This window comes from Paenibacillus wenxiniae, assembly GCF_039822605.1.
Classification (GTDB): Bacteria; Bacillota; Bacilli; order Paenibacillales; family Paenibacillaceae; genus Saccharibacillus; species Saccharibacillus wenxiniae.
Genome location: NZ_JBCGUH010000003.1, coordinates 353,924 through 368,121, shown reverse-complemented (window position 1 = coordinate 368,121; position 14,198 = coordinate 353,924). Strand labels below are relative to the sequence as shown.

At 48.5% G+C, this 14,198-nt stretch carries 10 protein-coding genes; all 10 read left to right on the top strand.

Translation table 11 applies throughout. The annotated features are described in order from the left end of the window. Positions 1 to 155 precede the first annotated feature (155 nt). The 10 genes from AAHF22_RS07590 (at position 156) to AAHF22_RS07545 (ending at position 13,554) form a co-directional block, all read left to right on the top strand. Positions 156 to 1,265: an ABC transporter ATP-binding protein gene (locus AAHF22_RS07590; protein ID WP_347324390.1), complete on the top strand. Its 1,110-nt coding sequence runs from the start codon at positions 156 to 158 to the stop codon at positions 1,263 to 1,265. Beyond that, the gene (locus AAHF22_RS07585) at positions 1,255 to 2,067 is read left to right on the top strand and encodes an ABC transporter permease (RefSeq protein WP_347324389.1); all 813 of its coding nucleotides are present in this window, start codon (positions 1,255 to 1,257) and stop codon (positions 2,065 to 2,067) included. Before AAHF22_RS07590 ends, AAHF22_RS07585 begins: the two co-directional genes overlap by 11 nt. Next, a complete protein-coding gene (locus AAHF22_RS07580) occupies positions 2,057 to 2,884 on the top strand; it encodes an ABC transporter permease (RefSeq protein WP_347324388.1) in 828 nt (275 codons plus the stop codon). Before AAHF22_RS07585 ends, AAHF22_RS07580 begins: the two co-directional genes overlap by 11 nt. A gap of 1 nt (position 2,885) precedes the next feature. Continuing rightward, positions 2,886 to 3,953 carry an ABC transporter substrate-binding protein gene (locus tag AAHF22_RS07575; protein WP_347324387.1) on the top strand — a complete coding sequence of 356 codons (1,068 nt, stop codon included), beginning with the start codon at positions 2,886 to 2,888 and terminating at the stop codon, positions 3,951 to 3,953. 525 nt (positions 3,954 to 4,478) lie between these two features. Next, a complete protein-coding gene (locus AAHF22_RS07570) occupies positions 4,479 to 5,435 on the top strand; it encodes an aldo/keto reductase (protein ID WP_347324386.1) in 957 nt (318 codons plus the stop codon). After that, positions 5,435 to 6,451 (top strand): zinc-binding alcohol dehydrogenase family protein, encoded by a 1,017-nt coding sequence (locus AAHF22_RS07565; RefSeq protein ID WP_347324385.1) that lies wholly within the window; start codon positions 5,435 to 5,437, stop codon positions 6,449 to 6,451. Before AAHF22_RS07570 ends, AAHF22_RS07565 begins: the two co-directional genes overlap by 1 nt. A 68-nt stretch (positions 6,452 to 6,519) precedes the next feature. Next, the gene (locus AAHF22_RS07560) at positions 6,520 to 8,928 is read left to right on the top strand and encodes a glycoside hydrolase family 95 protein (RefSeq protein WP_347324384.1); all 2,409 of its coding nucleotides are present in this window, start codon (positions 6,520 to 6,522) and stop codon (positions 8,926 to 8,928) included. Between the two features lie 1,335 nt (positions 8,929 to 10,263). Continuing rightward, positions 10,264 to 11,580: a sugar ABC transporter substrate-binding protein gene (locus AAHF22_RS07555; RefSeq protein WP_347324383.1), complete on the top strand. Its 1,317-nt coding sequence runs from the start codon at positions 10,264 to 10,266 to the stop codon at positions 11,578 to 11,580. Positions 11,581 to 11,822: 242 nt separating this feature from the next. Next, the gene (locus AAHF22_RS07550; protein WP_347324382.1) at positions 11,823 to 12,713 is read left to right on the top strand and encodes a carbohydrate ABC transporter permease; all 891 of its coding nucleotides are present in this window, start codon (positions 11,823 to 11,825) and stop codon (positions 12,711 to 12,713) included. Between the two features lie 16 nt (positions 12,714 to 12,729). Continuing rightward, positions 12,730 to 13,554 (top strand): carbohydrate ABC transporter permease, encoded by an 825-nt coding sequence (locus AAHF22_RS07545; protein WP_188775872.1) that lies wholly within the window; start codon positions 12,730 to 12,732, stop codon positions 13,552 to 13,554. The last annotated feature ends 644 nt before the right edge of the window (positions 13,555 to 14,198 follow it).

The window sequence follows — 14,198 nt, the reverse complement described above, 5'->3', positions numbered from 1 at the left end:
GAACGGAGAAGGGTTGTCTGCACAGATCACTGTTCACATGGACTTCGTGTTTGTAAGAACATGAATACGAGAAGTTAGCAAGGGAATGGAAACGGTGCACCGAAAAGCGGCAAGCTGGCCGTATTCAACGTTTCGGATGCCAAAAGGAGGCTGTTATGAGCGATAACAACATGATCCGTTTTGACGGAGTAAGCAAGCGTTATGACGATGGCACACAGGTGCTGGAGCATATTGATTTTGAAATTGAGCGCGGAAAGTTCTATACGCTGCTCGGTCCGTCAGGCTGCGGAAAAACGACTATTTTGCGCATGATCGCTGGTTTTACGGAGCCAAGCGGCGGCGATATTCATTTTAACGGCAAGGTGATCAACAAGGTGCCTGCCAACAAGCGTCAGGTGAATACGGTATTTCAAGATTACGCGCTGTTCCCTCATCTGAATGTATTTGAAAATGTAGCGTTCGGGCTGCGTGTGAAAAAGATGAAAAAAGACGCCATTGAGACGAAAGTGCAGGAAGCGCTGAAATTCGTCAATCTGGAAGGCTATGGCAAGCGGGCGATCTCGGAAATGTCCGGTGGTCAGCGTCAGCGTGTCGCGATTGCGCGTGCGCTCGTCAATGAACCGGAAGTGCTGCTGCTGGATGAGCCTCTGTCCGCACTCGATCTGAAGCTGCGTACAGAAATGCAGTACGAGCTGCGCGAAATTCAGCAGCGTCTGGGCATTACATTTATTTTCGTCACGCATGATCAAGAGGAAGCACTGGCGATGTCAGATTATATTTTCGTTATGAACAAGGGCAAGATCGAGCAGAGTGGTACGCCAAATGATATTTATGATGAGCCGATCAACCGCTTTGTGGCGGACTTTATCGGGGAATCGAATATCGTGCCTGCGCGTATGATCGAAGATTATCTGGTTGAGTTTAACGGCAAGCAGTTCCAGTGCGTCGATGCCGGACTGCGTCCGAATGAAAATGTGGAGATCGTGATTCGTCCAGAGGATCTGGAACTGACGACAGAAGAAAAAGGCAAGCTGCAAGTGCGTGTCGATACACAGCTATTCCGCGGTGTGCATTATGAGATTAGCTGTTATGACGATTCCGGCCAGGAATGGCTCGTACATTCCACCCGTAAAGCAGAGCCAGGCAACCGCATCGGACTGGATTTTGATCCAGAAGCGATCCATGTGATGAGATTCGGTGAGAGCGAGGAAGATTTCGACCGCCGTCTGGAGGGCTACGGGGAGGGCGGCGACCATGCAAGCTAATACGCGCGCGATTTATATGCTGCCCTACTACGTCTGGATTGTACTATTCGTCGTAGCGCCTGTTGTGCTGGTCGGATATTATTCGTTTTTTGATGTGGATGGACATTTTACATTGCAAAATTACCGTACCTTTTTCACGCCCGTCTATTTGCAAATGACGCTCAGTTCGTTCTGGTACGCGTTTTTGGTGACGCTGTTCTCGCTGTTAATCGCCTATCCAGCGGCGTACTGGCTCACACGGACGAAGCATCGGCAGCTGTGGATTTTGCTCATTATTTTGCCGACATGGATTAATTTATTGCTGAAAACGTATGCGTTTATCGGTATTTTTGGTACGTATGGGCCAGTCAATGCCTTTTTGGAAACGATTGGTGTCGGGCAGCAGCAATTGCTGTTTAATTCGTTTAGCTTTGTGTTTGTGTCGGTGTATATTTTTGTGCCATTTATGATTTTACCGATCTATAATGCGCTGGAAGAAATGAATCCATCGCTGGTTTCGGCGGCGCGCGATCTGGGTGCTTCCGGCTGGACGACGTTCCAGCGCGTCATTTTCCCACTGACGATCTCTGGTGTGAAATCAGGCTGTATGGCGGTATTCATTCCGTCCCTATCGCTGTTTATGATTACGCGTCTGATTGCCGGCAACAAGGTGATCACGCTCGGTACAGCGATTGAGCAGCACTTTCTCGTGACGCAGGACTGGGGTATGGGCTCGACGGTGGCGGTTGTGCTAATCATTGCAATGGCACTGTTGATGCTGCTGAGCGGCGGCTTCGGACAGGAGGTGCGGCATGGGAAATAATAAAAGTCGCTGGGGGAATGTGTATCTGGTGCTCGTGTTCGCGGTGCTGTATGCGCCGATTTTGTATTTGATGTATTACTCGTTTAACAGTGCGGATAATATGCACCAGTTTGAAGGGTTTACGTGGAAATGGTATGGCGAAGTATTTCAGGATACGCGACTTATCATTATTTTGATTAATACGCTCGTGATTGCGCTGTTATCGTCTGCGATTGCGACAATGATCGGCATTATCGGTGCACTGGCGATTGACCGTATTCGTCGTCGCCGCTTAAAAGATGCGGTGCTATCGCTGAACAACGTATTGATCGTTAGCCCGGATGTGATTATCGGTGCATCGTTTCTGATTTTGTTCACGATTGTGGGCATTAAGCTGGGCTTTGCCTCCGTATTGATCTCGCATATTGCGTTCAGTATTCCGATTACGGTACTGATGATTTTACCGCGTTTGCAGGAGATGAGTCCAACGCTGATCGATGCGGCGCGCGATCTGGGGGCGAGTCGTCGTGATGTGCTGAGCAAAGTCATTTTACCGTTTATTAAGCCGGGCATTTTCGCTGGATTTTTTATGGCGTTCACGTATTCGCTCGATGACTTTGCAGTGACGTTCTTCGTGACCGGTAACGGGTATTCGACGCTGTCGGTGGAAATTTACTCTCGTGCCAGACAGGGTGTATCACTATCGATCAATGCGCTATCGACGCTCATTTTCCTGTTCACGACCGCACTCGTCGTTGGCTATTATATGATTACGCGTCGTTCACAGGGACGCAGTCGTCAGCATGAGCCGGCTGCCGAAATGGGGGTGCCAAGATAAGATGAAAACGATTAGTCGTACATTTATCGTCATTATTGCGGTGGCGCTGCTGTTAATGTTCGTCGCGAATCGTCTGAATGTGAGTCAGGGGTATGCGGGAAGTAAAACGCTGACCATTTACAACTGGGGCGATTATATCGATCCTGAGTTGCTAACCAAGTTTCAGCAGGAAACAGGCATTACGGTCATTTACCAGACATTTGATTCCAATGAAGCGATGCTGACCAAGATCGAGCAGGGTGGAACGACATTCGATGTGGCGATTCCATCCGACTATGCAATTTCCAAAATGCGTGAGGAGAATTTGCTCATTCCGCTCGATCATAGCAAGCTGCCGAATTTGAAAAATATCGATCCTTCGTTTTTGAATTTGTCGTTTGATCCGGACAATAAATATTCGGCGCCTTATTTCTGGGGCACGCTTGGCATTGTGTACAATCCGAAGCTGACGAATTTGAAATTCCATAGCTGGGACGATCTGTGGAACCCATCGCTACGCAACAATGTGCTGCTGACAGATGGTGCGCGTGAAGTGATCGGGATGGCGCTGAGCAGTCTAGGCTATTCGCTCAATGATACGAATGAGCAGCATTTGCAGCAGGCACTGGCCAAGCTTAAACAACTGACCCCGAATGTAAAGGCAATCGTTGGCGATGAGATTAAAATGCTGCTGGCTAACAACGAGGCGGCTGCCGGACTTGTGTTCTCCGGCGATGCGTCCGAAATTATGGGTCAAAATCCTGATCTGAATTATGTCGTGCCCGATCAAGGTTCCAATCTGTGGTTTGACAATATGGTCATTCCGAAGACGGCAGCCAATGTGGACGGTGCGCACAAATTCATCAACTTTATGATGGAACCTGAGGTAGCAGCGCAAAATGCCGAGTATGTCGGCTATGCGACGCCAAACGATGCTGCACTCAAGCTGCTGCCCAAAGATATTTCCGAGGATGAGCGTTTTTATCCACCACAGCAAGTATTGAAGCGGTTGGAAGTGTTCAACAATTTGGGTAAAAAGATGCTTGTTCATTATAATGAGCTATTTTTGCAGTTTAAGATGAATAAATAAAGTAGGATCGTTCGCTTTTTTACCATCGTGTGTAACTGGTTCTAATAGAGATCGTTTATAAGTCAAAATATGCGAGCGAGCATGATTTTCAATTTGATGTTAGCTGCATTTTTGTTACAAAGTGAATAAGTGAAATACAGATGAAGGGACATCAGTGAGAAGCTGATGTTCCTTTTTCTTATACGGACTGCAATATTGTCCACCTTAAATAGTGAAAATACCACATTTCAAAATAGTCGACTGAATGATAACATATGGGCAAGGCATGGCGTAATGAGGAGACAGAGCAAACAGAGGCTGTCCGTTAACTGAGGCATATGCAACGAAGCCGATGGAAGCGAATGGAAGAAGATTAAAGCAAATGGAAGCCGATGGAAGCAAATGATAGAACATACGTATACAGAGTGGCATGATTGCATAAATAGTAGTATGAAAGCGTTTGCTGTCAGTTGGAAGGCTGCGACAATGAATGGCGAAGGATACCGATCTGTACTCAAGCGTTACTCACCAAAAGGAGGCTGCAATATGAAATATCGCAAACTGGGCAAGACAGGTCTGGATGTTCCGGTATTAAGTTTTGGCGCATCATCACTGGGCGGCGTGTTCCGCAATACCGATGATGCAGAAAGTATACGTACCGTGCATACCGCCATTGATGCAGGGATGAACTATATCGATGTGTCGCCGTATTATGGATTAACTCGTGCCGAGACCGTACTCGGTCAAGCGCTGCGCTCGGTGCCACGTGATCGTTATGTACTATCCAGCAAAGCCGGACGTTATGGAGAGTCAGAGTTTGATTTTTCCAGTGAGCGTATTTTGCGCAGTGTCGATGAAAGTCTGGAGCGGCTGGGTACGGATTATTTGGACATGCTCTTTTTACATGATGTGGAGTTCGGTGATCCCCAGCAGATTGTAGAACAATCGGTGCCAGCGCTGGACTTGCTCAAACAACAGGGCAAAATCCGCTATGGTGGTATTAGTGGATTACCGCTATCCATGTTCGAGCTGCTGTTACCGCAAATGGAAGTGGACGTGATTCTATCGTACTGTCATTATGCGTTAAACGATACGTCACTGTTATCGCTACTTCCACTGCTGGAAAGCCAGGGAATCGGTCTGGTCAGTGCTTCGCCGCTGGCGATGGGTCTGCTGAGCACACGTCCGGTCGCAGACTGGCATCCGGCAGGCGATCAGCTAAAACAGGTATGCCATGAAGCGGCTCTATACTGTCAGCAGCAAGGCGTGGAAATCGCCCAATTGGCGATGCAATATGCGACCCAGCATGAGTCGATTCCGACTACACTCGTCAGTACAGCGAATCCAGACAATATACTGCGTAATGTACGCTGGATGGAGGAGCCGATCCAGACCGAATTGCTGGAAGAGGTGCTGCGTATATTAGAGCCGGTACATAATCAGACATGGGCAAGCGGACTAGAGCTGTATAACCGTCTTGCCGCAAATGGGGGCGAAGTGTGATGAATGGAGTCATTTGTCAGGAAGTACGTCAGCTCATATGGACGACAGACTTACCGGAACCGAAGCTGGAGCCGGGTAAGGCGATTGTGGCGATTCGCCGGATTGGCATTTGCGGCACGGATTTGCATGCCTTTCAGGGACAGCAGCCTTTTTTTACGTATCCGCGTATTCTTGGACATGAGCTGTCCGGTGTGATCGAGGCGATTGGTGATGATGCAGCTGGCTTGCAAATCGGCGATCCGGTGAGCATTATTCCGTATATGCATTGTGGACACTGTGCTGCCTGCCGTTCTGGCAAGACGAACTGTTGCCGTAATATGCAGGTGCTCGGTGTGCATGAGGATGGCGGAATGCGCGAGCGAATCGCTGTGCCGGTAACGCATCTCATTCCGGCTCACGATTTGACACTTGATCAAGCCGCATTGTTAGAGCCGCTGGCGATTGGCGCACATGCTGTGCGTCGTTCAGGCTTAACTGCCGGTCAAACGGTGCTAGTCATTGGAGCAGGTCCCATCGGTCTTGGTGTAATGGCACTGGCAAGGCATCAGGGTGCACATGTGATTGCGGTCGATATGAACGAAGAACGATTGGAATTTTGCCGCTCTTGGGCAGGGGTGAGCGATACGATCCATGCGAAGGAAGATGTGCAGACACGTCTGGTGGAGCTGCTGGACGGAGAGCTGCCAGCCTTTGTATTCGATGCGACGGGAAGCGGCGGTTCGATGACGAACGCTTTTCAGCTGGTCGGGCATGGCGGTACGCTTGTGTTCGTCGGTCTGTTCAAAGGCGATATTACGTTTAATGATCCGCATTTTCATAGTCGTGAGATGACGCTGATGGCGAGTCGTAATGCGACACTGGAAGATTTTGAAACGGTACGGAATGCGCTCCGAGCGGGTTTTGCTGATCTGGAGCGTTATGTGACGCATCGATGCACGTTGGAAGAGTTGCCCGAGCAACTGGAAGGATGGACGAAGCCGGAAGCTGGCGTAATCAAAGCGCTGGTGAGTGTATAGACGATATCGATAAATAGAACAAGCCGATCATATGCTGTAATCAGGCAGCAGAGCAGGGGGAAGTACAGATGAAGATTCAGTTTCAAAAGCCAGCCGTGTACTGGGTACAGGCATTGCCTGTCGGAAACGGTCGCCTGGGTGGGATGGTATTTGGTGGGATTGAAAAGGAGCGCATCGCGCTAAATGAAGATACACTCTGGTCGGGCTATGCACGCGACTGGAACAATCCCGATGCGCGGCAGGCATTGCCACAGGTGAGAGAGCTAATTGCGCAACAACGTTATGTGGAAGCGGATGAGGTGACCAAACAGTTGATGGGCCCGTATACACAGTCATATTTGCCGTTTGGCGATTTGCAGATCACGATGGAACATGGGCAGCTGGGCAAGCAATATCATCGTCAGCTGGAGCTGTCGACGGGGATTGCTTCCGTATCTTATGTGATCGGGGATGTTTATTTTGAGCGTCAGGTGTTCGCTTCTGGTCCAGATGGCGTGCTGGTCGTGCGGTTAACGGCAAGTGAGCCGGGACAAATTAGCTTCCGCGCCAGACTGGACAGTCAGCTGCGTCATACTGTAGATGTGGATGGAAATGATCTGTTGTTGCATGGTAAAGCACCTGTACATGTGGAGCCAAGCTACCGCGATGCGGCACAGCCTGTACAATATGATGACACTGCGCCCGTGCTGAATTATAGTGGACGGCTGGCAATTCATGCCGAGGGTGGTGTGATGACGACCGCTGCTACTGGCATTACTGTGCATAATGCGGATGCGGTCACACTGTATGTTAGTGCGGCGACTAGCTTTGATGCGGTGCAAGGCAAACATGATCCTGCACGTGATCTATTGGCGATCACAGCGGAGCATAGTCATCATGCCCAGCACTATGCATATGATGAGCTAAAGCAGCGTCATATGGACGATCATGGCAAATTGTACAATCGCGTCGATCTGAAGCTGGGCGATGGTTCTGTACATGCACATCTGTCTACGAATGAGCAACTATCGACAGATGAGCGCATTGCCACCTATGGAGCAGATGATCCGGGACTGGTGGAACTGCTGTTTCACTATGGTCGGTATTTGCTGCTGGGCAGCTCGCGTCCGGGTACACAGCCTGCCAATTTACAGGGCATATGGAACGAAGATACCCGTGCGCCGTGGAGCAGCAACTATACACTCAATATTAATGCAGAAATGAACTACTGGCCTGCCGAAGTGTGCAATATGGCGGAACTGCATCAACCACTGCTGCAATTTATCGGACGGCTCGCCGATAATGGGCGCGAAACTGCCCGTGTAAACTATGGCGCCCGTGGCTGGGTCGCGCATCATAATGCCGATCTGTGGGCGCAATCAGCTCCAGTTGGCGGTTATGGGGATGGCGATCCGGTGTGGGCATTTTGGCCGCTGGGTGGAGTCTGGCTAACTCAGCACGTATGGGAGCACTATACATTTAGCGGAGATCGGGAATATTTGCGCGATACCGCCTATCCACTGATGCGAGATGCGGTGCTCTTTTGTCTGGATTGGCTCGTAGAAGATGGAGAGGGACGACTTGTAACTGCCCCATCCACTTCACCGGAGCATAAGTTCCTGACACCAACAGGTTATGCAGCGACAAGCGCCGCTGCCACGATGGATATTTCGCTGATCGGTGAGCTATTCCAACAATACACACAAGCAGCACAGGTGTTAGGACTGGACGATGAGCTGGTCGCTACCGTACAAACAGCGGCAGAACGCCTGCTCCCACTACAAATCGGCGCCCAGGGACAATTGCAAGAGTGGTCACAGGACTTTCAAGAGGAAGATCAGCACCATCGCCATGTGTCCCATCTGGTCGGCGTGTATCCAGGTCGCTTGCTGACCGCAGAAACAACACCAGAGCTATTCGCTGCGGCACGTCGTTCACTGGAACTGCGCGGCGACGGTGGAACAGGCTGGAGCCTCGGCTGGAAAATCGGACTATGGGCAAGATTCCGCGATGGAGATCGTGCATACGCACTTATCTCCAACCTGCTCACACTCGTTCGTCCAGACGGCCCCCACCAGCACGAACGCGGCGGCGTCTACCCGAACCTGTTCGACGCCCACCCCCCATTCCAGATCGACGGCAACTTCGCCGCCACCGCCGGCATCGCCGAAATGTTAATGCAATCCCATCTCGGCTGGATCGAACTGCTACCTGCGCTCCCAACTCGCTGGTCATCTGGTTCTTTTCGGGGATTGCGCGCACGCGGCGGTATTGAATTAGATTTGATATGGAAGGAACATAAACCGGTACAATTAACCGTACACGCGACCCGGTCAGGCACATGCCGCATCCGTTCCATAACGGCTGCCCAGCTAACGCAAACGCTGATTCAAGGGAAGCAAGAAGAGCAAAGCGAACAGCTCATACCCGATGCAGATGGCTTGTTAACATTCAAAGTAGAAACAGGCAATTCGTATCAACTCGATTTTCAAAATTGATGTAAACCTGCAAATAGCTTAAACGTTAAAAGCGAGAAAGTACGATAAAAACCGATCTATACTGCTGCTCCACCACAGGGAGCGTAATTTCTTGCTCGTATAGCTCAATTGCCAGCTAACCACTTGCCCTGATTTGATTTTGAAGGTGTTTTTATAATTTGGGCATCTGGTTTATAGGAGAAACGTCACCCAGCATCATAACGAATAGTTGAGCGGCAAAAGAGTGGCAAAAGGACGTTGAAGAATGCTATTGATAAAGAAGATTAATGATAAACAAACCTCGCAAGCAGTTGATGTCTATTCCATCGATATGTTCATGAAGTGCTATGTATGAAGTGCTACGTAGCAAGGAAGAGGCGTACAGGATAACAAATCCACAAATTTGGATGCGGTAAAATAACAGTTTAAATGAATAGAACTCTGTATCTTTAGGCGAGAAATATGCACATTATGAATTAGAAAAAATGCATTTTGAAAGTTTAGATACACAGCATTGATGTAGAAGATAGATCCGAAAGATGAGTTCAAAGGATGCATTTAAAAGCTGAATTTAAAAGCTGGATTCACAAGATAGAAAATTGAAATAATCTCGTTCTAGTTCACTCTTTAGATCAGTAATAAAACTAACGATACAATACAACGAAAATAATGCACTCCACAAAGTTCTTTCAGACATGATGCAACAAGCACAGAACGGAGGGAAGGAAATAAGGGGTAAGGACGACTTTGGAGGGGCGGGAATCTACAATCAACTCCTAATCCGTAGATTCCCGCGGCTCCACCGGAGTCCGTCCCCTTATTCCTTACCGCAGTGCTTGATGCCCCCACACAGCAACTTACTCGCGTGCTCCAACACAAGCATTTTCACAACGATTAATGGCGACTACCAATATCAATCATCGACGAACTAAATACGAACTAACCATGAATAAACACAAATAATCAAAAACAACCCCTGCAAAAATAACGCTCCTCTCCCCCTTATCTAAAGCCCGATACCCAATAAATCAACCCGAACATTCCCAGTAGCATCTATAAAAAAACCACAAGAAACAATGTACAACCACCCCATCCACCGCCTACCCAAACAAACATCCCACTGCACAAAAAACCTGCCAATACACACCACCCTCACACAACCAACATGCCTCATTCACCCACAACACCCCCGCTGCAAAATTAAGCTCCCTTTACCAATACCTTGAAATTACGAACCCCAATTCTTGATTTTTTGCATTGCCCTCCGTAAGCGTTTACACGATAATGTGAATATTCAGTATGAGTTTAGCGAAATGCCAACACTCATTCACTCAACTTCCAAAGGGGCGAACGGAAATGAAAAAAACAGGTAAAGTACTCGCACTGCTACTCGCGGGTGCACTGACAGTAGGACTTACCGCATGTGGGAAAAGTGATTCCAGCAGCGGCGCAAGCGGAGGCGGCAGTAACGGGGAGAAAGTCACGATCACCTTCCAGAACATTTCACCTGACCCAACGACACCAGCATACAAAATCATTCGTCAGCTGGTTGCTGAATATCAGAAAGAACATCCAAACGTGGAGATCGCACTCGACACACTGAACACGGATCAGCAAAAGCTGAAGCTGAAAACACAGGCAGCTTCGCGTGAAATTCCAGACATTACAATGGTTAACCCGGCTGCACAAATGAAGCCATATGTGGATGCAGGTTTGCTGGCACCACTGGATGACGTATTGGACAAAGATGGCCTTCGCGATACATATCAAAAAGGTCTGCTCGATTATTACAGCAAAGACAACAAAGTCTACGCACTTCCAGATGGCAATAATATCGAAGTAGGCTTCTACAACAAAGCATTATTTGCCAAAGCAGGCATCGATGCACCACCGACTACGTTTGACGAACTGCTCGCCGATGTAGGCAAACTGAAAGCGGCAGGCATCACGCCAATCGCGATCGGTGAAAAAGATTCCTGGACCGGTTCCTTCCTGTTCATGAACATCCTGTTGCGTACCAACGGCGGCCCTGGCTTCCTGCAAGATGTAGCTGACGGCAAAAAGACATTTAACGATCCAGCCTTCATCGAAGCGGTAGAAGCATTCCAGAAACTCGTTCAAGCTGGCGCATTCCCGGATGGCGCAACGGCGATCGATGCAACAGCAAGCGGTAACATGTTCCGTACCGGACAGGCGGCCATGTTCTTTATCGGCACCTGGGAAACAGGCTCTAACGATGCCTCTACGGTAGGTAAAGACGTAGGCGTATTCAAATTCCCGACGGTAAATGGTAAAGGGAATCTGGACGAGTACATGCTGGCACCAGGTAGCGCGTATGCCGTATCGGCAAACAGTGAGCATCTGGCAGAAACGAAAGATTTCCTGCATTTCTTCACATCCAACTATCCAAAAGCATCATTTGATATGAAAAACGCGGTCGGTCTGGGTCAAAAAGTAGACGGCGATTTCAAAACAGCGGGTTACTCTCCACTGGCAATCGAAATTCTGGATATGTTCAAAAACATTAAAGGCGGCGACCTGTCGTTTGACAATACGATGAATCCAGCTGTATCACAGGTTCACTTGAGCAGCATTCAAAACCTGTTCGTACAGCAAGTCGATCCAAAACAAGTAGCAGCAGAGCATCAGGCGGCCTTTGAATCGAACAAATAAGCTGCGACTCCTGATCCTGCAATAGACAGGTAAGATGTTTCACAGGTACATGCAGTCGCACGCAGCAAAGTGCACTACCTATTGAGCTTGTGTGCGCTGTATACACTTGACGCTACACCGTATGCATCACCTTTGCCCGGTATCCGACATGCTGGATATCGGGGCAAGGAATGCGCTCATTTGACAACTGATAACGTTTGATCACACAGATAAAAGTGAAATAAAGGAAGGAGGGGAAGCCAATGAATGTACTCAAGGTTCCGGCGCGCACGATTGCGGTCTTTGTCTTGCCTTGTGTATTGCTCTATATTTGTACGGTGTTTATTCCAATTCTAGTATCGTTTTACACAGCGACACTGGATTGGAACGGGATCGGTGATGCCAAGTTTGTCGGATTGGCAAACTTCCATACGTTATTGTTTGAAGATAACAATTTCTGGCCTTCGGTCCGGCGTACATTGATGTATGCGGTCTTCTCCATCGTGGAGATTCCATTCTGTTTATTGTTTGCGATTTTGCTTAATCGTTATGTGCGCAAAGGCAGTCGACTCGTAACGATCTATTTTATTCCGGTGATCCTGTCTAACGTTATTCTCGGTCAATTGTGGAAAACGATCTACAACCCGACTTCGATGGGCGGTATGCTGAACGGTGTGCTCGTACAACTCGGTCTGGAAAGCTGGACACATAGCTGGCTGACCGAACCTGCGTATGCGATGTACGCTTTGTATTTCGTATCGTTATGGCAGTTTTTTGGTTATCATTTGCTCATTCAATTTACCGGGGTACAAAATATTCCGGATGAAATTTATGAAGCAGCACGGATCGATGGTGCGGAAGGCTTCAAGGCCGATCGTTATATCACCTTCCCCATGATCGTGCCGATCTTCAAAATTTCGGTCGTGCTTGCCTTTATCGGCTCCCTACAAGCGTTCGAGCTAGTTATGGTCATGACGGGCGGCGGCCCGGCGCACGCGACCGATACGATTGCGACCCATATGTACAATATGTCGTTCCTATCTCAGAAATACGGATACGGTAGTGCGGTAGCGACATTCCTTGTCGTATTCTGTCTCATTATTACTGTAGTTATCAACGGCATTTTCAACCGTGTCGAACGCAAAGTGACCTGAAGGAGGAGCCTATACGATGTCCAAAATCAAAAAATGGTTTGTATATCTGCTCTTCGCCATTCTGGTCGTAACGCAGATCTATCCGCTATTCTGGCTGCTCATGTATTCCCTCAAAACGAACGAGGAAATTTTAAGCGGCAGCTTTTTCTCGCTACCGATCGTTCCGCAATGGCATAACTATGCTGAAGCGTACACATCCGGTAGCTATCTCAAATATCTCGGTAACAGCGTGCTCGTCACAACCGTGACACTGCTGGCCGTCATCATCCTCAGCTCGATGACCGCCTACGCGATTGCCCGTTTCCGCTGGAAATACGGCCCGTATGTGATGCTGCTATTCCTGCTCGGTATGATGATTCCGATGCAGGCAACACTGCTGCCGCTGATGATTATTTTCAAAAATCTCGACCTGCTCGACACACGCTGGTCGATCATCATCCCGTATACAGCCTTTGCGCTACCGATCGCCGTCTTCATCCTGAGTAACTTCATGCGCTCGATCCCAACCGATATCGAGGAATCCGCATTTATGGACGGCGCCAGCGTATATCGAATTTTCCGAAGCATCATCTTACCGATCTCACTTCCACCGGTGATGACCGTCTGTATCCTGACTTTCATCAACATCTGGAACGAATACATCGTAGCAGCAACATTTATCTCATCTGAAAACCTAAAAACACTACCATTCGGCGTCTACACCTTTGTCAGCCAATATTCCGTCAACTACGGCAACATCGGCGCCTTCCTCGTCATGGGAGCCTTGCCTGTACTGATCATCTACTTCATCCTGTCCGAACGTATTACGAAAGGCATGGTAGCTGGTGCAGTAAAAGGTTGATGAATGGATATGGCAAAACGAAGGTGATTGTAGAGTCACAATTCGCTCTGTACAGTCATCAAGCATTTTTTAAATGATCATCATGGGTGGTAGATCAATCCTGAAGCAAGCCTGCTTGAGCCGTTATCTACCCGTGAAGCTTGGCTACCACTCTACCATTAAGTATTTATAAAGTACCTAAAAAGAGTACGTAAGCTTTACCAAACAACCAGCAAGCATGATCTGATAGAGACGAAAAACAAAAGATACTTGCGAACTATTTCAAAGTATCTCAATATTCTTCAAAATAGTGTATATTATGGTAAATATTTAAAATAATTTTAAGCTATCTCAAGATCTTTTAATATCTTGTGAGATCTAAAACTGCTGCTCAACCCGCGTGAATACTTATGTTGCAAGTGGCACGGAACGGAGGGAAGGAAATAAGGGGAAAGGACGACTTTGGAGGGGCGGGAATCTACATTTACTCCTCATCCAGTAGATTCCCGCGGCTCCACCGGAGTCCGTCCCCTTATTCCTTCCCGGAGTGCTGTCACTCCAAGCACAAAGTAAGCACGCACCTAAAATAATCCCTCATTTCCCTTCCCGTCTGGTATGATCGTGAAGTGAGAGGCTGGCGACAGCGAGCAAGTGTGGCAAAAATA